The sequence below is a fragment of the Bradyrhizobium dasycarpum genome (genome assembly GCF_042019905.1).
In the GTDB taxonomy this organism is placed as follows: Bacteria; Pseudomonadota; Alphaproteobacteria; order Rhizobiales; family Xanthobacteraceae; genus Bradyrhizobium; species Bradyrhizobium japonicum_B.
Genome location: NZ_CP169574.1, coordinates 76069 through 99539 on the forward strand (window position 1 = coordinate 76069; position 23471 = coordinate 99539).

At 62.7% G+C, this 23471-nt stretch carries 23 protein-coding genes; 6 read left to right on the forward strand and 17 right to left on the reverse strand.

The features are described from left to right. Window positions 1–12: 12 nt before the first annotated feature. From ACETMP_RS00345 to ACETMP_RS00355, 3 genes are all read right to left on the reverse strand, one after another. Entirely contained in the window at window positions 13–1689 is a 1677-nt protein-coding gene (locus tag ACETMP_RS00345) for a recombinase family protein (protein ID WP_375159495.1), read from the reverse strand. 124 nt (window positions 1690–1813) lie between these two features. Beyond that, window positions 1814–2041: a hypothetical protein gene (locus ACETMP_RS00350; protein WP_375159496.1), complete on the reverse strand. Its 228-nt coding sequence runs from the start codon at window positions 2039–2041 to the stop codon at window positions 1814–1816. 158 nt (window positions 2042–2199) lie between these two features. Then, window positions 2200–2445, reverse strand: coding sequence for a helix-turn-helix domain-containing protein (locus ACETMP_RS00355; RefSeq protein ID WP_028137593.1), 246 nt, complete (start codon window positions 2443–2445; stop codon window positions 2200–2202). A gap of 179 nt (window positions 2446–2624) precedes the next feature. Between ACETMP_RS00355 and ACETMP_RS00360 the strand changes: the two genes are divergently transcribed. Then, entirely contained in the window at window positions 2625–3140 is a 516-nt protein-coding gene (locus ACETMP_RS00360; protein ID WP_028137592.1) for a hypothetical protein, read from the forward strand. Here ACETMP_RS00360 and ACETMP_RS00365 read toward each other — a convergent pair. From ACETMP_RS00365 to ACETMP_RS00385, 5 genes are all read right to left on the reverse strand, one after another. Further along, window positions 3124–3429: a hypothetical protein gene (locus ACETMP_RS00365; RefSeq protein WP_375159497.1), complete on the reverse strand. Its 306-nt coding sequence runs from the start codon at window positions 3427–3429 to the stop codon at window positions 3124–3126. The genes ACETMP_RS00360 and ACETMP_RS00365 overlap by 17 nt on opposite strands. 131 nt (window positions 3430–3560) lie before the next feature. Further along, the gene (locus ACETMP_RS00370; RefSeq protein ID WP_375159498.1) at window positions 3561–3944 is read right to left on the reverse strand and encodes a DUF5681 domain-containing protein; all 384 of its coding nucleotides are present in this window, start codon (window positions 3942–3944) and stop codon (window positions 3561–3563) included. Between the two features lie 138 nt (window positions 3945–4082). Further along, window positions 4083–5369, reverse strand: a complete 1287-nt coding sequence (locus ACETMP_RS00375; RefSeq protein WP_375159499.1) for a site-specific DNA-methyltransferase — start codon at window positions 5367–5369, stop codon at window positions 4083–4085. 86 nt (window positions 5370–5455) lie between these two features. Then, complete coding sequence (locus ACETMP_RS00380; protein WP_375159500.1) at window positions 5456–5866, reverse strand: hypothetical protein; 411 nt, start codon at window positions 5864–5866, stop codon at window positions 5456–5458. Window positions 5867–6396: 530 nt separating this feature from the next. Further along, a complete protein-coding gene (locus ACETMP_RS00385; RefSeq protein WP_375159501.1) occupies window positions 6397–7620 on the reverse strand; it encodes a phenylacetate--CoA ligase family protein in 1224 nt (407 codons plus the stop codon). Window positions 7621–7706: 86 nt separating this feature from the next. On the opposite strand from ACETMP_RS00385, the gene ACETMP_RS00390 reads away from it, so the two are divergent. Next, the gene (locus ACETMP_RS00390) at window positions 7707–8861 is read left to right on the forward strand and encodes an AGE family epimerase/isomerase (protein WP_375159502.1); all 1155 of its coding nucleotides are present in this window, start codon (window positions 7707–7709) and stop codon (window positions 8859–8861) included. A gap of 12 nt (window positions 8862–8873) precedes the next feature. Here ACETMP_RS00390 and ACETMP_RS00395 read toward each other — a convergent pair whose 3' ends face one another. From ACETMP_RS00395 to ACETMP_RS00420, 6 genes are all read right to left on the reverse strand, one after another. Further along, a complete protein-coding gene (locus ACETMP_RS00395; protein ID WP_375159503.1) occupies window positions 8874–9713 on the reverse strand; it encodes an ABC transporter ATP-binding protein in 840 nt (279 codons plus the stop codon). A gap of 133 nt (window positions 9714–9846) precedes the next feature. After that, the gene (locus tag ACETMP_RS00400; RefSeq protein WP_375159504.1) at window positions 9847–11130 is read right to left on the reverse strand and encodes an ABC transporter substrate-binding protein; all 1284 of its coding nucleotides are present in this window, start codon (window positions 11128–11130) and stop codon (window positions 9847–9849) included. Window positions 11131–11174: 44 nt separating this feature from the next. Further along, window positions 11175–12248 (reverse strand): branched-chain amino acid ABC transporter permease, encoded by a 1074-nt coding sequence (locus ACETMP_RS00405; protein WP_375159505.1) that lies wholly within the window; start codon window positions 12246–12248, stop codon window positions 11175–11177. 3 nt (window positions 12249–12251) lie between these two features. After that, window positions 12252–13145: a branched-chain amino acid ABC transporter permease gene (locus ACETMP_RS00410; protein ID WP_018317428.1), complete on the reverse strand. Its 894-nt coding sequence runs from the start codon at window positions 13143–13145 to the stop codon at window positions 12252–12254. Window positions 13146–13324: 179 nt separating this feature from the next. Further along, window positions 13325–15256, reverse strand: a complete 1932-nt coding sequence (locus tag ACETMP_RS00415; RefSeq protein WP_375159506.1) for a long-chain fatty acid--CoA ligase — start codon at window positions 15254–15256, stop codon at window positions 13325–13327. Beyond that, entirely contained in the window at window positions 15253–16074 is an 822-nt protein-coding gene (locus ACETMP_RS00420) for an ABC transporter ATP-binding protein (RefSeq protein ID WP_028137581.1), read from the reverse strand. Before ACETMP_RS00420 ends, ACETMP_RS00415 begins: the two co-directional genes overlap by 4 nt. Window positions 16075–16410: 336 nt before the next feature. Between ACETMP_RS00420 and ACETMP_RS00425 the strand changes: the two genes are divergently transcribed. After that, on the forward strand, window positions 16411–17085 hold the full coding sequence (locus ACETMP_RS00425) for a Crp/Fnr family transcriptional regulator (protein WP_028137580.1): 675 nt from the start codon (window positions 16411–16413) through the stop codon (window positions 17083–17085). A 7-nt stretch (window positions 17086–17092) separates the two neighbouring features. Here the strand turns inward: ACETMP_RS00425 and ACETMP_RS00430 are convergent, their stop codons facing one another. Both ACETMP_RS00430 and ACETMP_RS00435 read right to left on the reverse strand, forming a co-directional pair. Beyond that, on the reverse strand, window positions 17093–18355 hold the full coding sequence (locus ACETMP_RS00430) for an MFS transporter (RefSeq protein ID WP_375159507.1): 1263 nt from the start codon (window positions 18353–18355) through the stop codon (window positions 17093–17095). 120 nt (window positions 18356–18475) lie between these two features. After that, the gene (locus ACETMP_RS00435) at window positions 18476–19318 is read right to left on the reverse strand and encodes a uroporphyrinogen-III synthase (protein WP_375159508.1); all 843 of its coding nucleotides are present in this window, start codon (window positions 19316–19318) and stop codon (window positions 18476–18478) included. Between the two features lie 176 nt (window positions 19319–19494). Between ACETMP_RS00435 and purU the strand changes: the two genes are divergently transcribed. Further along, window positions 19495–20358: a formyltetrahydrofolate deformylase gene (gene purU, locus ACETMP_RS00440; RefSeq protein WP_375159509.1), complete on the forward strand. Its 864-nt coding sequence runs from the start codon at window positions 19495–19497 to the stop codon at window positions 20356–20358. Window positions 20359–20477: 119 nt separating this feature from the next. Here purU and ACETMP_RS00445 read toward each other — a convergent pair whose 3' ends face one another. Beyond that, window positions 20478–20762 carry a hypothetical protein gene (locus ACETMP_RS00445; RefSeq protein WP_375159510.1) on the reverse strand — a complete coding sequence of 95 codons (285 nt, stop codon included), beginning with the start codon at window positions 20760–20762 and terminating at the stop codon, window positions 20478–20480. Between the two features lie 521 nt (window positions 20763–21283). Here ACETMP_RS00445 and ACETMP_RS00450 point away from each other — a divergent pair. Next, window positions 21284–22462, forward strand: a complete 1179-nt coding sequence (locus ACETMP_RS00450; RefSeq protein WP_375159511.1) for an ABC transporter substrate-binding protein — start codon at window positions 21284–21286, stop codon at window positions 22460–22462. Between the two features lie 134 nt (window positions 22463–22596). After that, the gene (locus tag ACETMP_RS00455; protein WP_028137574.1) at window positions 22597–23466 is read left to right on the forward strand and encodes a branched-chain amino acid ABC transporter permease; all 870 of its coding nucleotides are present in this window, start codon (window positions 22597–22599) and stop codon (window positions 23464–23466) included. Window positions 23467–23471 lie beyond the last annotated feature (5 nt).

Sequence of the window (23471 nt, forward strand, 5' to 3'; positions counted from 1 at the left end):
GGGCTGCACAAGCTAGTCGATTGTAGGTCGCCGGGCAGCGCGGTCAGGGGAAAGTTTGGCTTTGCGCCGCCTTGCCCTCGGCGGCTGGCTCTGCGGATCCGCCCGCGTTCGCGAGGTGGAGCGCGCCTTCACAAATTGGCGGACGATCACTTGAACGAGACCATTGACCGTCTTAAAGCGCAGAATCCCTCGTCGCGCCCGCGCCGATTCAGAGAAGCGGATGGTGCGCTTCACTTTGCCGTCGGTCGGCAACAGGACGTAATCGAGGACCGTCTTGTTGTGTTCGGCTAGGCGGATGGCGGCAATCCAGCCGTCTGGAAGACACGCCTCGCGCTCGATGCTCCAGTAGGGTGCATGGGTTGGCTTTTGGCCGGGTGTCCAACGGGCCGCCCTGACCGAAAGGCAAGCCCTTCCATTCACGCGCAGAGAATCGCTCCAGCCGCCCGAACTTGTGCGTCCGCCCGCCGCCTTAATGGCGCTCGCAACTTGCTCGACCAGCTTTGCCCTTAACTGAGACCAGACAGAACGAGAGTCCAAGAACTCATAGTTCCGCTTCGGGGTATAGCCGAGCAACCGATAGAGATTTCGAAAATTGCCGAAGTGAGTTTGGCAGGTGGCAGAGCAGGGCAGCCCTGGCGTTCGATCGATAATTGTCGGTGTCAGACGGCCTTCTCTGAGAAGAGCTTTGCGCAACCGAACGAGCATTTCCTCCTCGGTCAGATCAACTCGTCGCTCCTCGATTATCTTTCTAACGCTGAAGAAGACCTCGCGAGCGACGATGGGCTCGATGCAACCCTCGCTTCTAATCCACTGTTCGGGCGGGTTCTTCACTGCCTTCTGTCGGAGCTTTTGGGACCTTCTGTTGAAAATGAGATTTCCGATATAGCTCTCATTTCTGAGAACGGTGCCGACCGCAGCGCGGGTCCATGGCGCGCCAGTACTCGATACAAGCCCCCTCCGGTTGAGCTCCCAAGCGATGACCGTCTCTGACCTAACCTCCAAGAACCGTTCGAAGATCCACTTCACGACGGCGATTTCCATGGGATCGCCCGGCCTAATGCGAATGTGGTCAGTCAGGAGGTATTTTCGGTCGCCCTTCTTCATCACTCGTCTGGTTTGCATCTTTTCGTCGACGAGCTCCCGGACGAGCGCGTAGCCGGCATGTCCGCAAGGCTTGTAGCCCAGTCGCGCAAAGCGGCATTGACCGGCATAGACCTTCGCTGACAGCTCGCGGCTGTACTCGGCGGCCATCACGCGCTTGATGTTCTTGACGATGCTCGCGAGCATGCTCCCATCGTTTTCGAATTGCTCGGCGCAATAGACGACTTTGATTCCAGCGCGCCGACAAACGAATTCATAATGCGCGCTTTCGTCAACGTCTTGGAAGCGGCCCCATCGGCTTACGTCGTAGACCAGCAGATGACCAAAGTCGGCCAGATTGCTCTCGACATCCTCAAGCAATTGGAGGAGCCCGGACCTGTTCTTGAGGAGCAACCCGCTCTCGCCCTCGTCCTTGTAGGTTCGCACCAGCGTAAGATGATGGGCATGGGCGTAGGTGGCGATGACGGCAGCCTGATTCTCAATTGAGTACTGCTGCCGATCGGTTGACATGCGGACATATTGCGCTGCCCGTACGCTAAGGAGCGGTTTTGGCAGATGAGCTTTGTGAACGACGAGCGCATTACTCATTTTCACCTCATCCCGACGCCGGCCTACGGAGGAATGAAACTCCTTCGAACTCGACTCTTCAAGATGGACCATTCCTGATTGGTATTGAAACCGTTGTTGCGCTCGCGAAGGGGATGGCTCGGCGCTACCGGTCCCCCGCAATCATTTGGCCGAGCAGTACAGCAGCATCGTGAAGCCGGTCCACATCATAGACGAGCTGCTCAATGCCCATGGAGACCTGCACGGCCTCATTGACGCGACCGGCCTCCGCACATGCCTCCGCGGCCTTGGCGATTTGCCGAGCGTCCTCCAGCTTCGTTTCTATCTGTCCGAAACAGGATTTGATTAGCGGTGCGATCGACCTCGTATCCATATCTGCTCACCGGTTGCTTGGTGAGCCATGCACGCTCGGATCTGCCGGGAAGTCCAGCAGATTTCGAGCAATTTCTTGGCTCATGAGGGCGTTGGAGCACAAACTGATCCGCGCCAGGTGGTTGAGATGCTCGCGCCAGAGAGGGTTTGCAAGGCCGCCTAGCGTGTCCTGCTTTGTAGGAACCGGCGCAGCAGCTTGAGCGGATCGGCGCCCAACGCTTCGGCTATGACAATGAACTCGATGACGTCCAGACGGCGTTCGCCGCCCTCATATTTCGCGACGAAGGACTGCGGTTTGCGGAGCTTCTTGGCCAAGGCTTGCTGACGGATGCCCGCTTTATGTCGCGCTGCGACAAGAATTGCGATGAAACGGGCATATTCGGCGGATTTGAGGGACTTTTCCATAGCCGCCGGGCCTTCGTGATTCGGCGGCAGCCAATTTGATCCCAGATCGGGATTATCCCAAAAAAGGATTGTATTAACTTTGGAGTGCGAAGCTGCGTGCGAGAGCCCGGGTTGCGCTGGACTTGTAGCGGTTGTGGAGCGCAACTGGCGCGGCATACCAACCCAAAGGAGCCTCACCAATGTTAGCTGAACTTCACCAGAACCCGCTTACCGCTCACTCCAGGGCCTCGCACATTCGGGAGCAGGCGCTCTTGCATCTTTTTCTTGGACAGCTGATGGCGGAACGCTGGGAGCAGGGCCGCCACGATATCGAGGTGCTCACGAGTGAGGTCGATCGGGGCGGCTATGACATCGTGTTGGAGGCCAACGGCATCGTCCGGCACGTCCAGCTGAAGTCGACCTTCTCGGGGTCGAGCGTCCGCCAGGTGACCGTCAGCACCCGGCTGATGGAGAAGCCAAGCGCCTGTGTCATCTGGCTCGAAGTCAATCAGCGTACGCTGGCGTTCGAACGGTACTTCTGGTTCGGTGGCGAGCCGGGAGCCCGACTGCCTGATCTCGGCGCCAAGGTCAGCCGGCATTCGCGCGGCGATAGCAATGGGCAGAAGCTGGAACGTCCTATGCACCGCGATCTCGGCAAGGCGAGCTTTGCGGTCTTGAGCGGGATGGATGAACTCCTGGTCAGGTTGTTTGGGTAGTTCTAACCTCGACAATCGTGACGCCGTGTTCCTCTAGAAGCTCGTCCGTATTCCAAACCTTCTCCGGAACGACGATTGGCCTACCGACCGTCGCGGGGTCATTTTGATCGATTAGCTCGCCGCTTCGTTCGATAAGGCGCCACATGTTGTTCTGAGCGTTTCTGTCACCCTGAAGAGCTGCATTGTGGTTCTTCAGGATGATAGCTTCGGCTAGCGGCATTTTCCGCTGCCGGCCGTTGATGGGTATCTTTACGGGCTCCATAACAAGTCGTTTGAAGATGGCGATCACGCTGTCAGATGCGTTCGCGCTAGAGCCGCGGCGGGAGCGGCGGCGTCTCGCTGTGGTAGGGGGAATTGGCGGCTTATTATCTTGATCCATTCAGTTTGCCTTTTTGTTCGTCATACCGTTTGCATGCAGAATCAGGCGTTTGGAACGGTAGTCCGCCCGCGCTTTACGATGATCGGACCGGGGCTCTTTGCGGTTGCTCGCAGGATTAACCCGGCGCGTTCCAAGAGATCGAGAAACTTCTTAAATTGGCGTGGATCCCCTGCCATCGCGTCTTTCAAGATACGGCGCACGATGAGTTCTCGTCGCGAGATGGTACTTCCGTCCTTGGTGTATTGGACCCCATCGAGAAGCTCCCCAAGGTTGATCCCCTTAGGCCGCTTCGGGCGCCCTTTAAGATTGCCTGATCTTCCTTTAGGGAATTGCGCATGCCTGGGCGGACGCTTGTATCCGATCGCATACCCAGGTGGTGTCAGTTCGACCGCTGGAAGTGTGTGTGAGTTGGCTTGTTCGTCCATATGTTCCCGCGCCGGTCTGAGGTGCGCGAGATAAGTACCACGTGCACAGGAGACTTAGCGCTCACGACAATTGCGGGCGGGGGATATCAGCGGTGGGCCGCGAGACCACGAGTCGAACGATTTGTAAATTAAGGGCGGTCAAGCCGCCCTTGTCTCCGCAAGCTCCTCAAAGGTCTCCTGCATGGGATAGAGCCAAGCCTTCTGTCCGGTGTACTGCTCCCAGCGCCGCACGGCGACGTCGACATAAGCGGGGTCAAGCTCGATTGCGCGGGCGCAGCGCCCAGTCTTCTCCGCTGCAATCAAGATCGTTCCGCTGCCGCAGAACGGATCAAGCACGATCTGGCCGCGCTTAGAGCAGTCCTTGATGGCGTCGGCCACCATGGCCACCGGCTTCACCGTTGGGTGCAGCTTCAGCTCCTCCATCCGACCCGCCCGCATGCTGGTTGCGCCTTCATAATCCCAGACGTTGGTCCGATAGCGCCCGTGCTGGCCGAGCTCGAAGGTATTGGTATGCGCGGCCGATCCGCTCTTCCAGACGAACACCAGCTCGTGCTTGGAGCGGTAGAACGATCCCATCCCGGCGTTGGTCTTGTTCCAGACGCAGAGGTTCTTGAGCTCGGCATAATACCGATCCCCGGCGCGGAGGATCTCCCGCATATGCCGCCAGTCCATGCAGATCTGGTGGATCGAGCCGTCCTTGGAGTAGTAGCAAAGCAGCCGAAAGGTCTTTGAGAGGAACGTGGTAAATTCCTCCTCGCTCATTTCCCCCGACGCCATGGCAAATTCGCGATGCTTGATGGCGCCCAGCCCGGATACATTGCCGCCAATGCGAACATTGTAAGGGGGATCGGTGAAAATGAAGTCGGCCCGCTCGCGATCCAAGAGATTGCGGTACGTCGCGGGATCCGTTGCATCACCACAGATGAGGACGTGCTTACCGAGGTGCCAGGTATCTCCGAGGCGGCTCACGGGTGGACCTTCACCGCGCTCCGGAATCCGGTTTTCGGGCTGCTCACTGTCCTCGTCGAAGTTTTCGATGATGCAGTCGACTTCGGCGGCTTCAAAGCCGGTCAAATCGATGTCGAACCCGACGTCTGCGAGCTCCTTAAATTCGATTGCAAGGAGTGCGTTATCCCAGCCGGCCTTTTCAGCAAGACGGTTGTCGGCAAGAACATAGGCCCGCTTGTCGGTTTCGCTCAGATGCGAAAGGCGGACGCAGGGCACCGTCTGAAGGTTCAGCAGGCTTGCCGCTGCGAGACGTCCATGACCTGCAATCACCAGGCCTTCATCATCGATCAGAATGGGATTGTTGAACCCAAACCGTTCGATGCTGTGTGCGATCTGCTTGACCTGCTTTGCCGAATGCGTACGGGCATTGCGCGCGTAGGGCCTGAGTGAGTCAGTCGAAAGGTGCTCGATCTGCATACGTTCTCTCCTATTGAGTTCGCTTGAGGCGGCTTGCCCCGGAAGAGTTTTTTGCAGATCGAGCCTTGAAAGGCGCTCACGGAAAATCAGGGATTGCGGATTTCGAGACGATGCGGAAACTGGCGATCGATCTCTGCGTCGAAATCTTCCGAATCCCGGCGGTCTTCTTCGGGAAGGCAGCGGTGCTTCCACAAGGTGTGCTTGTTGCGGAGGGTCGTCCAATGAATGTTCGGAAAGCGCTTTATCGTCCAATCGGTCAACAGCTCGTAAGCCTGCTCGCTGATAACCTTATGATCGGCGGTGCGCGGCTTCGCCACGTGACGTGCCTTGAGCCGCCTGCACAGCCACGGATAGATCCGGTCGATCTGATCCAGCGTAAAGTCCTCCAAGGCCGGATGGTTGCGGGGGCGACCGCGGCGCTTGGTGGTGGGAAGCTCGTGCCGGACGAACCAAGGCGGATCGTTGCGAAGCTGCTGTTGATCGAATGGAATGCCCATCCTGTGTGTCTCCTTGAGATGATTGGTGCGGAGACGCTAGCCGAGAATGGAGCTGCAGCGGAACGCGGCGCACCGCGTTGGTAAACGCTCAAAATTCGATATTGCGGATTCGGAGGGCTATGGGGGTAGCGGGTGAGTCCAATTGACGAATGTAGAGGCCTCCTATTGGATTTTCGGATTCGATCACAAGCTCGTGACAAACAAGCTGGCCTCCAATGCGACGGAAGAAGATCGATGGACTGATGCCTGTGGCCGCGCGTTGCTGGAGCGGCAGGCGCGCCAGGGCTCAAACCAGACGTCTTGCACGCAGCTATTCGCGCCGACCGATTAGCTTCCCTGCTTCGGCTCTGCAGATTCCCTGTTCTTGGCCTGGGAATTCCCTGATAGCGGTTTGGAATTCCCTGTTATTTTCCGCCCGCTGCTCGCCAGAGGCGCGTAAACCTCGGATATTCCGCGGGTTTTGCGCGGGTTCGCGTCTGAACAGGGCGCGGATTTGCGAAATATTCGCTGTTACCAGAACAAGGGCATCTTCAGCGTTCGTCCGCGATCACCTTGCCGTCGTTCGGCAGTGCGCCGGGGCTGACCAGTTCGACGGCGCCACCGAGCTTGGTCACGGCGCGCAAAGTTCCGGCGATCTCCTCGCGTAGCGCCTCGCTCGCGGTCGCCGTTTCCGCTCTCAATGTCATCGCGTCAGTCTCGCCCTGTCGCGTCACCACGAGGCGCAGTCTTCCGAGCGCGGAATGACGCTTGCCGATCTCGGCGATCTGCTCGGGACGCACGAACATGCCCTTGACCTTCGTGGTCTGGTCGGCGCGGCCCATCCAGCCCTTGATGCGCATATTGGTGCGCCCGCATTTGCTTGGACCTGGGAGAGCGGCGGTGAGGTCGCCGAGCGCAAGGCGGATCCAGGGATGATGCTGGTCGAGCGACGTCACCACGATCTCGCCGACATCGCCGGGCGCCACGGGATCGCCGGTGCCGGGCTTGACGATCTCCAGGATCAGGTCCTCATTCACGACCATGCCTTCGCGCGCCGCGGTCTCGAATGCAATGAGGCCGAGATCGGCGGTGCCAAAGGCCTGGTAGGCGTCGATGCCGCGCGCCTTGATCTCGGCCTGGAGCGAGGGCGGGAACGCGGCCCCGGAAACCAGTGCACGCTTGATCGAGGAGACGTCGCGGCCCGAGCTCGCCGCCGCATCGAGCAATATCTTGAGGAAGTCCGGCGTGCCGCTGTAGCCAACCGGGCGGTAGGCCTCGATCAGCTCGAATTGCTGCTCGGCATTGCCCGGCCCTGCGGGAATCACGGCGCAGCCGAGCGCACGCGCCGAGGCATCGAAGATGAAGCCGCCGGGGGTGAGATGGTAGCTGAAGGTGTTGAGGACGATGTCATCGGGCCGGAATCCGGCCGCGAACAGGGCCCTTGCGCCGCGCCAGGGATCGGCCTGCCGTCCCTCCGGCTCGAAGATCGGCCCGGGAGAGGTGAAGAGGCGGGCGAATGAGCCGGGGGGCGCCGCGACGAAGCCTCCGAAGGGCGCAGAAGCCTTGTGCAAAGCGGGCAGTTCCGACTTGCGCAGCACCGGCAGGCCAGCCAGCGCGGTCCTGGAGGCCACGGCGGCGGGATCAAGGCCCCTCAGCCGCTCGGCGTAGGCCGGTGCGGCCATCGCGGCGCGCAAGACCTCTGGCAGGCGGGAGAACAGATCGGCCTCGCGGGCTGCCGGCTCGCGCGTCTCGCGGGCATCGTAATGGGCGGTCATGGCTGTGCTTTCCGTGTTGGCATCCGTTGCGCACCGCCACCGGCATGGGTATCAGACCGCCATTGTTGAGGCCTGGAGAGGACCCGATGGCAGACATGGGAAGCGTTGCGGCGGCGAATGAGGCTGCGGATGTCGTGGCGCGCCTGAAGCTGCGCATGGTCGACGAGGCGCTGCCGCTGTGGTCGACCGTCGGCTGGGATCAGGCCACCGGCGGCTTCATCGACCGGCTGCACCGCGACGGTACTGCGGATGCGGCTGCGCCGCGGCGCGTGTTCGTTCAGGCCCGCCAAATCTATTGCTACGCCAAGGCGGCGCAGATGGGCTGGTATCCTGAGGGGCGCGCAGTCGCGCTGAAGGGACTGGAACATCTGCTGGCCAAAGCCAAGGCGCCCGACGGCCGGCCCGGCTTTGTGCACCGGCTGACGCCGGAGGGGACGGTGCTGGACGGCCGGCGCGATGCCTACGACCACGCCTTCATCCTGTTTGCTCTCGCGACCGTCTACGCGCTCGACCAGGACGCGCAGGTGCGCGCCGAGATCGACGCGCTGCTCGCTTTCCTCGACGGCCATCTCCGTTCGCCGCATGGCGGCGTGCATGAAGGCCTTCCGGTCTCGCTGCCGCGCCGGCAGAATCCGCACATGCATCTGTTCGAGGCGATGATCGCCTGTTTCGACGCGACCCACGATCTGTCGTTCCAGAACCGCGCCGGCGAATTCTTCGCGCTGTTCCTGGCCAATCTCTACGACAAGCAAAAGCGCATCCTGACCGAGTATTTCGAGGAGGACTGGTCGAAGATCGAGCCGGTCAGCGTCGAGCCGGGCCATCAGGCCGAATGGGTCTGGCTGCTGAAGGGGTTCGAGCGCATCACGGGCTGCCCGACCGGGCAGCGGCGCGCCGAACTCCTGGCGACCGCGATGCGCTATCGCGACGAGACCACGGGCTGCCTGATCGATGAAGGGGACGACGTCGGCAACATCCGCCGCAGCACCCGCCGGCTGTGGCCGCAGACCGAGATCGCGAAGGCGTGGATCGCGCAAGCCGAGTCGGGCGAGGCCGGCGCGGCCGACGAAGCGCGCGCGGCGCTGGTGCGGCTCGAACGGCATTATCTCAGCCATCCCGTAAAGGGTGGCTGGTATGACCAGTTCGATCGCGACGGCAAATCGCTGATCGACACCATTCCTGCGTCGTCGTTCTATCATGTTCTCTGCGCGGTCACGGAAGCGGAGCAGGTGCTGGGCTAGGCTTCTTGTGGATCACAGCCAGCGCTTGCGCCGCTTGAAGCTCTTGAGGTTCTTGAAGCTCTTGCGCTGGTCGCCGGCGCCGCCGAGATAGAATTCCTTGACGTCCTCGTTGTCGCGCAATTCGTCGGCACTGCCGTCGAGCACGACCTTGCCCTGCTCCATGATGTAGCCGTGGCTCGCCACCGATAGTGCGGCGCGTGCGTTCTGCTCCACCAGGAGGATGGTGACGCCGAGGTCGCGGTTGATCTTCTGGATGATTGAGAACACTTCCTTCACCAGCAGCGGCGACAGACCCATCGAGGGCTCGTCCATCAGGATCATCTTCGGGCGCGCCATCAGCGCACGGCCGATCGCGAGCATCTGCTGCTCGCCGCCGGAGAGATAGCCGGCGAGGCCGGTGCGCTCCTTCAGGCGCGGGAAATAATTGAAGACCATGTCGAGGTCGGAATCGACCTCGCGGTCCCTGCGGGTGAAGGCGCCGAGCTTGAGGTTTTCCAGCGACGTCATGTCGGCGACGATGCGCCGGCCCTCCATCACCTGGAAGATGCCGCGGCGGACGATCTTGTCGGGATCGATGCCGTTGATGCGCTCGCCCTCGAACAGGATCTCGCCGCGAGTGACTTCGCCGTCCTCGGTCTTGAGCAGCCCCGAGATCGCCTTCAGCGTTGTCGACTTGCCGGCGCCGTTGGCGCCCAGCAGCGCCACGATCGCGCCCTTGGGCACGTCGAGGCTGAGGCCGCGCAGCACCAGGATGACGTCGTCATAGACGACCTCGATGTTGCGCACGGCGAGGAGTGGAGGCGCGGCTACGACGCTCGGGGAGGGACGCTCGATGTGAGCTGTTTCACTCATGGTCAATGGTTCTCTCGATGTCGGCGCCGCTCTACCTCCGTCATTCCGGGGCGGTCCGCAGGACCGAACCCGGAATTTCGAGGTTCCGGGTTCGATGCTTCGCATCGCCCCGGAACGACGAACGGAGTACGGCTCACCAGCCCAGCAATTCCGGCTTGCGCGGCAGCTCGACGGTCTTGACCTTCTCGAGCTTGATCGTGCCCTTGGCCATGAGATCGTTGAGGTCGCCGTCGGTCGTGCCCGAGATCTTGGTGCGATAGAGATCGACCTTCAGCGTGCCGCGATGGTCCTTGTCGGTCCAGGTCGAGGGATTGCAGACGCCTTCCATTCCTGCCGGCACCCAATCCTTCTTCTGGTAGAAGCCCTTGGCGACGTTCTCGCCGGTGGCGCCGCCGTTCTTGGCGGCCCACTCGATCGCTTCCTTCATGTACATCGCGGAGCAGACGGCCGCGACGTAGTGCACCGGGCGATAGACCTTGCCGGTCGGGTCGGACATCTTGGAGATTTCCATCACCGTTTTCATGCCGGGCGCATCGCCGCCCCAGCTCACCGCGGTGCGCAAGGGGAAGATCACGCCGTTGGCGGCATCGCCCGCGGTTTTCGCAGCGTTCTCGTCCATGCCCCAGACGTTGCCGAGGAACTGGATTTCGACGCCGGCAGTCTTGCAGGCCTTCATCACCGAGATGTTCGAGGCGGCGGTATTGCCGAGATAGGCGTAGTTGGCGCCGGAGGATTTCAGGCTCAGGCACTGCGCGCTGTAGTCGCCCGGTGCGAGCGCGAACACCAGCGGCGGCAGCACCTCGAAGCCGAGCTCTTGCGCCATCGCTTCACCGGCGGCCTTCGGCGCGTTCGGGTAAGGATGGTTGGCACCCATGTGCACGAATTTCGGCTTGCCGGACTTGCCCTTGGCCTTCCAGTCCTCGGCGGCCCACATCAGCATCGCGCGCAGCGCGTCCGAATAGCTCGGGCCATAGAAGAAGTTGTAGGGCGCGGGCTTGGCCTTGCCGCTGATGCCACCGGGATCGGTGAGGGCGGCGGCATAGGAGCCGGACATGTCGGGGATTTTGTCCTGGGCCAGGAAGCCGGTCAGCGCCTCGGTGTCGGCGGTGCCCCAGCCCATGATCGCGGCGACCTTGGCGTCCGGCGCCGACCACTTCTTGTAGAGCGCGATGGCGCGCGGCACCTGGTAGCCATAGTCGTTGGTGTCGAGGTTGAGCTGCTTGCCGCCGACGCCGCCGTTCTTGTTGACCCAGCCGAAGGTGTCGGCGACGGCCTGGCCAAAGGGCGTGCCGACGTCGGAGGTGCCGCCGGAATAGTCGGCGAGGTGTCCGATCGCGATCTGCGCCTGCGCGCCGGTCGAAAATGCGGCGATCGCGATCGCGAGCGATGCGGTGCTCAAAAGTGACTTCATCTTCATGGGTCGGTTCCTCCTGTTTATTGTTTAAGTGAAGTTGCCCGCGCTCAATGCGAGAACGGGTAGAGTTTCCAATACGCCTTGATCTGCCGCCAGCGATGCGCGAGCCCGTCAGGCTCGAACATCAGGAACGCGATGATGATCACCCCGATCGCGATCTCGCGCAGGAAGGTGATGTTGGTGTTGAGTGACAGCGCCTGGTCGATCGCGCCGCCCTTCAGATGATGGCTCAGCCACTCCATCGATTCCGGCAGCAGCACCACGAAGGCGGTGCCCATCAGCGTGCCCATGACCGAGCCGGTGCCGCCGATGATGATCATGGCGAGGAACAGGATGGAGCGCTCGATGCCGAAACCTTCCTGCGACACCACGAGCTGGTAGTGCGCGTAGAGCGCGCCGGCGATGCCGGCGAAGAAGGCGGCGAGCCCGAACGACAGCGTGCGGTATTTCGTCAGGTTGATGCCCATGATCTCGGCGGAGAGATAGTGGTCGCGGATCGCCACCAGCGCGCGGCCGTCCCGCGTGCGCATCAGATTGGTGACGAGGATGTAGCTCACGAGCACATAGGCCAGCACGACGTAGAAATACTGTCGGTCGCCGCGCAGCGTATAGCCGAAGATCGAGAAAGGCGCGGCGCTCGCCGGCACCGAGCCGCCGGAGAACCATTCGGCGCGTGAGAAGAAGTCGAGCAGGATGTACTGCGCAGCCAGTGTCGCGATGACGAGATAGAGGCCCTTCAGCCGCGCCGCCGGGATGCCGAAGATCAGGCCGACCAGCGCGGTGACGATTCCCGCAAGCGGAATGGCGAAGAACACCGGGATCGGCGCGTTGTTGGAGATGTAGGCTGAGGTGAAGGCGCCGAGCAGGAAGAAGGCGGCGTGCCCGATCGAGATCTGGCCGGTAAAGCCGACCAGGATGTTGAGGCCGAGCGCGGCGATCGAGAATATGCCGATCTGGATCAGGATGCTGAGCCAGTATCCGCTGAAGAATTGCGGCGCGAGGCACAGCAGCGCCACGCCCGCGATGGCGAAGTTGCGGCTGGTGGCGGTCGGGAAGATCGTGGTGTCCGCCGCGTAGGATGTGCGGAAATCACCAGCAGGAATGAGGGCAGGGCCGGCCATGGGTCAGATCCGTTCGATGTCGTGGGTGCCGAACAATCCGTAAGGCTTGATCATCAGCACGATGATGAGGACGTAGAACGGCGCGATCTCGTAGAGATTGCCCCAGTGCAGATATTCGCTGTCGACATACTGCGCGACGTTCTCGAGCAGGCCGATGATGATGCCGCCGAGCACGGCGCCGCCGACGGAGTCGAGCCCGCCGAGGATCGCCGCCGGAAAGACCTTGATGCCGTAAGCGGCAAGACCCGACGACACGCCGTTCACGACCGCGACGACCACACCCGCGACCGCCGAGACCGTCGCCGAGATCGCCCAGGCCATCGCGAACACGCTCTTGACGGAAATGCCGAGCGATTGCGCGACCTGCTGGTTGAACGCGGTGGCGCGCATCGCAAGGCCATATTTGGACGCACGGAAGAACCATGCCATGCCGATCATCATGGCGACGGAGACCACCAGGCTCATGACATAGACGGTCTGGATCTGCAGCCCGAGCAGGCTGACCGACTGGCTCTCGAACACGCGCGGGAACGGCTGCGGGTTGACGCCGAACATCCATTTCAGCGTGGCCTGCAGCACCGTGGAGAGGCCGATCGTCACCATGATCACGGAGATGATGGGCTCGCCGATCATCGGCCGCAGGATCAGGACCTGGACCGCGATGCCGAACACGAACATGAACACCAGCGTCATCGGCATGCCGATCCAGAACGGCACCTGGTACTTCGCCAGCAGCGCCCAGCACACCCACGCCCCGACCAGCAGCAGCTCGCCTTGCGCGAAATTGACGACCTGCGTCGCCTTGTAGATCAGCACGAACGACATCGCGACCACGCCGTAGAGCGTGCCGACCACGAGGCCATTGACCAGAAGCTGGATGAGGAAGGCGGTGTTCATTTATGATTTCCTGCTGCACCTGCATCGTCATTGCGAGCACAACGAAGCAATCCAGGGTCTTTTCTGCGGACGCAGTCTGGACTGCTTCGCTGTGCTCGCAACGACGGACGGCATATGCGATTGCCCTGCCCCAAGCGGGGAGAAGCGAAGGGCAGCGCCGCGCGCGATGAACATCTGGCTCACTCCGCCGCCTCCGCCATGTGCCCGTGCACCCCGAGGTCCACCACTCGCAATGTCGTCCGCACCCGCTGTGTGGTGCCGTCCTGGAAGCGGATCACGGTGTCGACGGGAATGTCGGAATCGCCGCGGTAGATCGCGTCGATGATGCCGGCGTATTTCTCGTTGATGACGCTGCGACGCACTTTTCTGGTGCGGGTGAGCTCGCCGTCGTCGGCGTCCAGCTCCTTGTACAGCAGCAGGAAACGCGAGATGCGCTGGGCCGGTGGCAGCGTGGCGTTGACGGTCTCGACCTCTTTGTGCAGCAGCGCGTAAACCTCGGGCCGCGAGGCGAGGTCGGTGTAGGTGGTGAAGGAGAGGCGGTTCTTCTCCGCCCATTTCGAGATGATGGAGTAGCGGATGCAGATCATCGCCGCGAGCGCGTCGCGGCCGGCCCCCAGCACCACGGCTTCGGCGATATAGGGCGAGAATTTCAGCTTGTTCTCGATGAATTGCGGCGAGAAGCGCTCGCCGCGCGAGGTCTCGGCGAGATCCTTGATGCGGTCGATGACGACGAGCTGGTTGTTGGCGTTGAAATAGCCGGCATCGCCGGAGCACATCCAGCCGTCCTTGACGTCGGCGACGCTCGCTTCCGGGTTCTTGTAGTAGCCTAGGAACATGTTGGGATGCCGCACCACGATCTCGCCGACGCCGTGGACGTCGGGATTGTCGATGCGGATCTCGATGCTGTCGGCCATCGGCACGCCGGTCGTATCAGGGTCGACCTTGCCTTCGGGATGCAGCGTATAGGCCCCGAGCAGTTCGGTCTGGCCGTATAGCGTGCGCAGCGGCACGCCCATCGCCTGGAAGAACTTGAAGGTCTCGGGGCCGAGCGCCGCGCCGCCGGTCGCGGCCGAGCGCAGGCGGGTGAAGCCGAGGCGGTCGCGCAGCGCGCGGAACAGGATGGCGTCGGCAAGGGCGGAGCGCTTGCCCTGTTCGAGCGCGGCGAGGCCGCTCTTCATGCCGATGTCGAACAGGCGCTGCTTGAGAGGCGTGGCGTCCATCACCTTGGCCCGGACGTCGGCGGCGATGGATTCCCAGACGCGGGGGGCGAACAAGACGAACGTCGGCGCGATCTCGCGCAGATCGTTCATCATCGTGTCGGGCTCTTCGACGAAGTTGATCTTCATCCGGCACAACAGGCCTTTGCCGAGCACGTAAACCTGCTCCATGATCCATGGCAGCGGCAGCACCGAGACGTATTCGTCGTCCGGCCCTTTCGGATCGAAGGCGAGATAGGTCGCGCAGTGACCGAGCACCCGGCCGGCGGCGAGCATTGCGAGCTTGGGATGAGACGTGGTGCCCGACGTCGTGCAGAGGATGGCGACATCCTCGCCCTTGGTGGCATCGACCAATCCGTCGTAGAGCTCGGGCTCGCGCGCGGCACGTGCCCGGCCGAGCTCGGCAAACGCCTCCGCCGACATCAGGCGCGGATCGTCGTATTTCCGCATCCCTCGCGGATCGGAATAGATGATGTGCTTCAGCTTCGGCGCCCGCTCGGCGAGGGTGAGCAGCTTGTCGACCTGCTCCTCGTCCTCGGCGAAGACGAGCTGCGCCTCGCCATAGTTGAGGAGATAGGAGGCCTCCTCGTCCAGCACGTCGCGATAAAGCCCGAGGCTGAGGCCGCCGATGGCGTGCGTCGCGACTTCCGCCGCGACCCAGTCCGGCCGGTTGTCGCCGATGATGCCGATGACGTCGCCGCGGCCAAGGCCCATTTCGACGAGACCGAGCGCGAAGTCGCGCACGCGGGCCTGGTAGTCGTTCCAGGTGAAAATGCGCCAGAGCCCGAGATCCTTCTCGCGCAAAGCGATCTCGTTGCCGTGCTCCTTGGCATTGAGCCGGAGCATTTTCGGATAGGTGTCGGCCTGCGCGACGCGGCCTGCGTAATCCATCATGCCGCGCTCTCCTGCGCAGGCGGTGCATCGTCGGGATCGACCAGCACCTCGTCTTCTTCGCCAAGATAGGCGCGCCTAACGTGAGGATCGGCGAGCACCGTCGCGGGGTCCCCTTCGGCGATCTTCTTGCCGAAATCCAGCACCATGACGCGATGGGAGATGTCCATCACCACGCCCATGTCGTGCTCGATCATCACCACCGTCATCCCGAACTCCTCGTTGAGGTCGACGATGTAGCGGGCCATGTCCTCCTTCTCCTCGAAGTTCATGCCGGCCATCGGCTCGTCGAGGAGGATGAGGCGAGGCTCCAGCGCCATGGCGCGGGCGAGCTCGACGCGCTTGCGCAGGCCGTAGGAGAGGGTGCCGGCTGTGGCTTTGCGCACCGACTGCAGATCGAGGAAGTCGATGATCTCCTCCACCTTGCGGCGGTGCTCGAGCTCCTCCTTGCGCGCCCCGGTGAGCCAGTACAGCGAGCCCGTCAGGAAATTGTTCTTCAGGAGGTGATGGCGGCCGACCATGATGTTGTCGAGCACGCTCATGTGGTGGAACAGCGCCAGGTTCTGGAAGGTGCGGCCGATGCCGAGCGAGGCCCGGGCATTCGGCGTCAAGCCGGTGATGTCGCGGTCCCCATAGAAGAGCTGGCCTTCAGTCGGCTTGTAGCGACCGGAAATACAGTTCACGATCGAGGTCTTGCCGGCGCCGTTGGGACCGATGATCGAGAACAGCTCGCCGTCCTTGATGGCGAAACTGACGTCGGTCAGGGCACGGACGCCGCCGAATCGCAAGGACACGCCGCGCACTTCAAGACTGGTAGCCACCAAACGAAAACCCTCCCGGTGATGGCGCTTTTTAGCAGCGCTCTTCGTCCGTTCTGTCCGGCGATCCTAGTACGGTGGTGCCGGTGAGGCCATGCAGCAGATGGTCTCGACCGGAGCCGCGCCACTCTCGTTCCGGTTTGGGATCAAGAGCCGCATCGCCGAGGTGGTTCTCAATAGGGGAAAGCGCTATTTTGAAATGTCTCCCGGCTGACAATTCTGCGACAAAGTTTGCCGGGCGGCAGCGGCCTTCATCTTTCGTCGGGTGGCAGCCGTCATAATCATGTTGCAATGCAACAGAAGGTGGAGTGACGAAACGGTGCGGCTGGCCGCGAGATCATGATTTCAGAAGATCATCTGAAGCGCGTCGCCGCCTGGTCGCGCGAGCTCACGCAAGCGGAGATCGAGGTCGCGCGCGCCGGAATCACGGAGCGGTCCTACGGCACCGGCGAGACCGTGTTCATGCGTGGCGATATCTTCGCCTATTGGGCCGGCATGGTCAGCGGTCTTGCCCGCATGGGCGGGGTCTCGCGGGACGGCAAGGAGACGAGCCTGGCCGGTTTGACGGCAGGGGCCTGGTTCGGCGAGGGCAGCGTGCTCAAGAACGAGCCGCGCCGCTATGACGTGGTCGCGCTGCGCGACAGCCGCGTCGCGCTGATGGAACGCAGCGCCTTCATGTGGCTGTTCGAGAACAGCGTCGGCTTCAACCGCTTTCTGGTGCGCCAGCTCAACGAGCGGCTCGGCCAGTTCATCGGCATGCTTGAGGTCAATCGGACCCTCGACGCGACGGCGCGCCTTGCCCGCAGCATCGCCTCACTGTTCAACCCGATCCTCTACCCGGAATCGACCGCGCATCTGGAGATTACCCAGGAGGAGATCGGCGCGCTCTCCGGCATGTCCCGCCAGAACGCCAACCGCGCGCTGAACCGGCTGGAGAAGGAGGGGCTGCTGCGGCTGGAATATGGCGGCGTCACCATCCTCGATATCGAGCGGCTGCGCGGATACGGGGACTAACGCGACCTCATCGCGCATTGGCGGGCGCGTGCACCGGCCAGAGATCGGCGCGCCAGCGGATCGCGATCGCCAGCATCGTGATGAAGCCCGCGGCGGCATAGAGCGAGCCGGTCGCGGAATAGCCGATGACGTCGATCATGCTGCCGGCCGCGAGCAATCCGATCGGCAGGCCGTAGATCACCATCATGCGCACGCCCATCACGCGGCCGCGAAGGTGCGCACTGGCCGACCGCATCAGAATCACGGCTGCCGAGATCATCGACATGCTCTGGGCGATACCGGCGAGAACGAGGCAGGCCATCGCCACCGGCATGGTCCTGATTTCGACGAACACCAGCAGCATGGCGTACCAGGCCAGCGTTGCGCCGATCAGCAGCCGGGCAATGCGCAGTCCGCCGACGAGGCTGAGCGTGATGGAGCCGATCAGCGAGCCGATTGCGAAGCTCGCCGAGAGGTAACCGAGGCCGGTCTGGTCGGTATGAAAGATCTCGCGGGCGATGTAGGGCAATAGCCCGCCAGTGAAGGGAAATGCGGTGAGATTGGCCAGGAACGCCACGCACAGCGCTGCGCGCATTCCCGGGCCATTCCAGGCGTAGACGATTCCTTCCTTGAGCTCGCCCAGCAATCGCGACACCGCGTGGCTGTTGGCCGGAAGATCGCTCGTGACGACGGTTCTCTTGGGCCGGGTCAGGCAGAGCATGAGGAGCGCGGCCGCCAGATAGAGGCAGGCGATCGCCACATAGACGAGGCCGATGCCGAGGACGGCGAACAACCCGGCGCCGGTCAACGCGCCGGCGATGCGCGCGCTGTCCTGGGTGGTGCGTGCAACGCTGATGGCGCCCACCAGCTGCTCGGCCGGCATGATCTCGGCGAGCAGCGCGCCCCGGACGCCGAGATCGGAGGGACGAATCAAGCCCATGATCGCGACGATGATCATGACGCTCAGCGGCGACAGATGACCGGTCAGCGCCAGAACCATGATGGTTGACGAGAGCACCGTATAGGCAAGACGCATCACGATCAGGAGATCGCGATGGCCCATGCGATCGCCGATCATGCCGAACACTGGCGCGACCAATGTCCCGACGAACTGGAGCGAGGCAAGCACGGTGAGCAGCAGCACCGAACCGGTCTCGACCAGGATGTACCAGCCGAGCACGAGCGTCTCGACCTCGAACGCCCAGGAGGTGAGCAGATCCGACGGCCATTGAAAGCGATAATTGCGAATGCGGAACGGCGCGAGCGCGGAAGGTCGTGCGGCTCTGCTCAAGGCGCGAAGGCTCGTATCACGGCGATTCCCCAGCCCGTGTGGTTTCTTCTTGCTCGCAAGCTAGCGCCAGCGATGCTTGTGTCAATCGCAGCTGCCGCAGGCCGCCCCCGCGTTCGGCTCTTACCTCGCCGCGGCTCTCGGCTTCCGCTGCGCCAGGGCTGAGGCCATCGCCGAGATGAGCGGTCGCATGAAGTACGCTTCCTCCGCCGGCGAAACGTCGGTGCGCAGGCCGTGGGCGGCGAGCTCGCCGGAGACCGCCGGGCCGACCGACGCGATCAGCGTCCGTTCGAGGCCGGCGCGCAGCTTGGCCTCGCTGCCATGCGCCTTCGCGGCCTCGATCAGGCGGCGGACCTGGCCGAGATTGGTGAGCGCGAGGGCGTCGATCCGTCCCGCGGCCATGTCGTCGACGGCGGCGATGATGTTGGTATCGGCTGCCTTGGAATCGTAGACATAGGGCAGCACCGTATCGACAGCGGCGCCTTGTGCGGCCAGCGCGCCGGTCAGTGCGCTATGGTCCTTGTCTGGATAGAGCTGCAGGCCGAGCCGCCGCCCGGTGAGGTCGAGCTTGCCCAGCATCTCGATCACGCCTTCGGTGGTCGGTTTCTCGGTCGTCTGCTGCGGTTCCAGGCCGACCTCGCGCAGCGCCCTGCCGGGCTTTGGGCCGCGGGTGAATGTCCGCGTCTTGGCGAGCGCGGCGACAAGGGCGGCGTCGATCCCGCGGGCGCGGGCAAGCTTCATGATCCGCCGCAGGCCTTCGCCGGTCATCAGCACGAGATCGTCAAGCGGCTTGTCGATGGCGCGGCGGATCCAGGCCTCGACCGGGGCCGGGTCCGGCGCGTCGAGGATGGTGAACATCGGGCATTGCACGACCTCGGCGCCTTGCTCGGCCAGCAGCTTGGAAAACTGCGCCTCCTCGCGCGTTTCCAGGATCAGGATGTGGTAGCCGTTCAGGCGGTCGGCCATGGGATTCTCCGTAATCGCAATCGTCCGTTCATCCTGACTCCGCGCATGATGTCGAAGCAAGTCTTGGGGTTGTCTTGGGATTGGCGCAAGGGCGGCGTCGGTGCTAGAGCAGGGCGCAAATCGCGGGGTCGTTCCGCTGCACAAACCTTCATCAAGATCCAAGCCCGTCCATCAACATGCCCGACCATCAATATGTTCTGACCTTGTCCTGTCCGGATCGGCCCGGCATCGTCTCGGCGGTGTCGACGTTTCTCGCCCACAATGGACAGAACATTCTCGACGCCCAGCAGTTCGACGACGTCGAGACCAAGAAGTTCTTCATGCGCGTGGTGTTCACCGCGGCCGACCTTGCCGTGGAACTGTCGGCGCTGCAGACCGGCTTTGCCGCGATCGCCGAGCGTTTCGGCATGGAATGGCAGATGCGCGACCGCGCCGCTCATCGCAAGGTGATGCTGCTGGTGTCGAAATCCGACCACTGCCTGGTCGACATCCTCTATCGCTGGCGCACAGGCGAGTTGCCGATGACGGTGACTGCGATCGTCTCCAACCATCCGCGCGAGGTCTATGGTGGGCTCGATTTCGGCGGCATCCCGTTCCACCACCTGCCGGTGACCAAGGAAACCAAGCGAGAGCAGGAGGCGCAGATCATGGACCTCGTCGGCAAGACGAAGACCGATCTCGTCGTGCTCGCCCGCTACATGCAGATCCTGTCGGATGATCTGTCAGCCAAGCTCTCGGGCCGCTGCATCAACATCCACCACTCGTTCCTGCCGGGCTTCAAGGGCGCAAAGCCCTATCACCAGGCCCATGAGCGCGGCGTCAAGCTGATCGGCGCCACCGCGCATTACGTCACGCGCGATCTCGACGAAGGCCCGATCATCGACCAGGACGTCGAGCGCATCAGCCATCGCGACACGCCCGAGGATCTCGTCCGCAAGGGCCGCGACATCGAGCGTCGCGTGCTCGCTCGCGCGATCCGCTACCATCTCGACGACCGCGTCATTCTCAACGGCCGCAAGACCGTGGTGTTCGTGGATTGATCGTGGGAGTCATTCCGGGGCGATGCGCCAGCATCGAACCCGGAATCTCGAGATTCTCAGGTGCGCAATTGCGCACCATAGTTCGCCTCTGCGAGGCGCCCGGAATGACGATCCAAAACCTAGCGCACCGTGCCGGCCGACGTCGTTCCCGTCGCGCCCTTTTGCGCCTGCTCTTCCTTCTCGCGCTCCGCCGCCGGCAGCAGCCGCTTGCGCTCGCGTTCCTTCATGTAAGCGTCGTATTGCGGTGTGCCCGGTCGCGGCGGGGCATCGGCCGGCAGGCCGCCGGCCCATTGCGGAACATAGTCGCCCATGCCGGCGGAGAGTTTTTCGTTGACCGTCCCGCAGCCGGACAGTCCCGCAGCGAGCGCAGCAAGGACGAGGGCGGAACGAAAAGTCTTGGACATTGTGTGGGAGCGCGCAGTCGGTCAGTGGACGCCAGCCTGGGCCGGCAAGGGCGGAAGATTAGCCTTGAACAAGGTAAAATAGACTTATTCGAGATAGGTAATTTGTTACCGAGATGCTGGCAGCCCGGGCGCGCGGATGTACATATTCTGCAAGCGAAAGACGAAATCCTCCATGCCTGCGATCCCTGCCGGTTCTAGACTGCAATGCGGCGCTCGCGACAACATGGCGTGGGTTGGCGGCGGGGTTCTCGTTGACAAGTCCATTTTCTTTGTACATTCGTACAAATGAGAGGCGGGCGAGTTGCCGCAGGGAAACCGACGTGACCCGGGTCGCCGCTTCGGCCGGTAAGTCATCGGAACGCACGGCTCGCCGAATAGTCGCCAAACGTTCGATTGACAAGGTTGGCGCGAAAGACGCCCATGTGGCCAGCGATTGTTGCTCGCGCGTCGGCTAAGTTTGAGGCAAGGGCCGGGTACTCGGTCCAGGGCACAAGAGCAGGAATGAAGGGGAGGGACATCTGATGTTCGAACGCAAGATTCTTTCGCGGACTGCCGTCGCGGCCGCCATCGCAAGCCTCGCGGCCGTCGGGCCTGCGAAGGCTCAGGACAGCGTCAAGATCGGCCTGATCCTGCCGATGACAGGCGGCCAAGCCTCGACCGGCAAGCAGATCGAGAACGCGATCAAGCTCTACATGCAGCAGAAGGGCGACACCGTCGCCGGCAAGAAGATCGAGATCATCCTCAAGGACGATGCCGCGATCCCGGACAAGACCAAGACCGCCGCGCAGGAGCTGATCGTCAACGACAAGGTCAACTTCATCGCCGGCTTCGGCGTGACGCCCGCCGCACTCGCGGCGGCGCCGCTGGCAACGCAGGCCAAGATTCCGGAAATCGTCATGGCGGCCGGCACCTCGATCATCACCGAGCGCTCGCCCTATATCGTGCGCACCAGCTTCACGCTGGCACAGTCCTCGACCATCATCGGCGACTGGGCGGCGAAGAACGGCATCAAGAAAGTGGCGACGCTGACCTCGGACTACGCGCCGGGCAACGACGCGCTGAACTTCTTCAAGCAGAATTTCACCGCGGGCGGCGGCGAGGTGGTCGAAGAGGTCAAGGTTCCCCTGCAGAACCCCGACTTCGCGCCGTTCTTGCAGCGCATGAAGGACGCTAAGCCCGACGCGATCTTCGTGTTTGTGCCGGCCGGCCAGGGCGGCAACTTCATGAAGCAGTATGCCGAGCGCGGCCTCGACAAGGCCGGCATCAAGGTGATCGGACCAGGCGACGTCACCGACGACGACCTGCTCAACAACATGGGCGACGCCGTGCTCGGCACGGTCACCGCGCATCTCTACTCCGCGGCGCACCCTTCGCAGATGAACAAGGATTTCGTCGCCGCCTACAAGAAGGCGTTCGGCAATCGTCCGGGCTTCATGGCGGTGGGCGGCTATGACGGCATCCACCTGATCTACGAAGCGCTGAAGAAGACCGGCGGCGATACCAACGGCGACAAGCTGATCGAAGCCATGAAGGGCCAGAAGTGGGAGAGCCCGCGCGGTCCGATCTCGATCGACCCCGAAACCCGCGACATCGTGCAGAACATCTACATCCGCAAGGTCGAGAAGGTCGACGGCGAGCTGTACAATGTCGAGTTCGCAACCTTCGAGGCGGTCAAGGATCTCGGCAAGACCAAGAAGTGACGCGCGAAAGCGCGTCATCCCGGCGCGCGCATGGCGCGCATCCGGGATTTCGAGATTGTTGAAACGAGATTCCGGGTTCAGCGCTCCGCGCTGCCCCGGAATGACTAGTGACTACCAGGATTCACCCGCTCCCGATGACCGCAATCCTCACCAACCTGTTCGATGGCGTTGCCTACGGCATGCTGCTGTTCGTGCTCGCCTGCGGGCTTGCGGTCACGCTTGGGCTGATGAACTTCGTCAACCTCGCCCACGGCGCCTTCGCTATGGCCGGCGGCTATATCTGCATGGTGCTGGTCAACCGGATGGGCTGGCCGTTCTTCGCCGCATTGCCGCTCGCCTTCGTCTCCTCGGCCGCGATCGGCATTGCGCTCGAACGGACGCTCTATCGCCACCTCTATACGCGCAGCCACCTCGACCAGGTGCTGTTCACCATCGGCCTGACCTTCATGTCGGTTGCCGCCGTCGACTACATCCAGGGCTCATCGCGCGTCTTCATCAATCTGCCGGCCGCGCTCCAGGGCCAGTTCGACCTGTTCGGCGTCGGCATCGGCCGCTACCGGCTGATGATCATCGTGATCTGCGGCCTGCTCACCATCGCTCTGCAGATGGTGCTCGCCAAGACCCGCTTCGGCAGCCGCCTGCGCGCCGCCGTCGACGATCCCCGTGCCGCGAGCGGCCTCGGCATCAACGTGCCGCAGGTGTTCGCCTTCACCTTTGCCTTTGGTTGCGGGCTCGCAGGCCTCGGCGGCGCGCTCAGCGCCGAGATCCTCGGCCTCGATCCGTACTTCCCGCTGAAGTTCATGATCTACTTCCTTATCGTGGTCACCGTCGGCGGCTCCTCCTCGATAACAGGCCCGTTCCTGGCCTCGCTCCTGCTCGGCATCGGCGACGTCGCCGGCAAATATTACGTACCGAAGATGGGCCCCTTCGTGATCTACACCATGATGATCGTGATCCTGATCTGGCGCCCGAACGGCTTGTTCGGCCGCACGGCCGCGCGTTGAGTTCG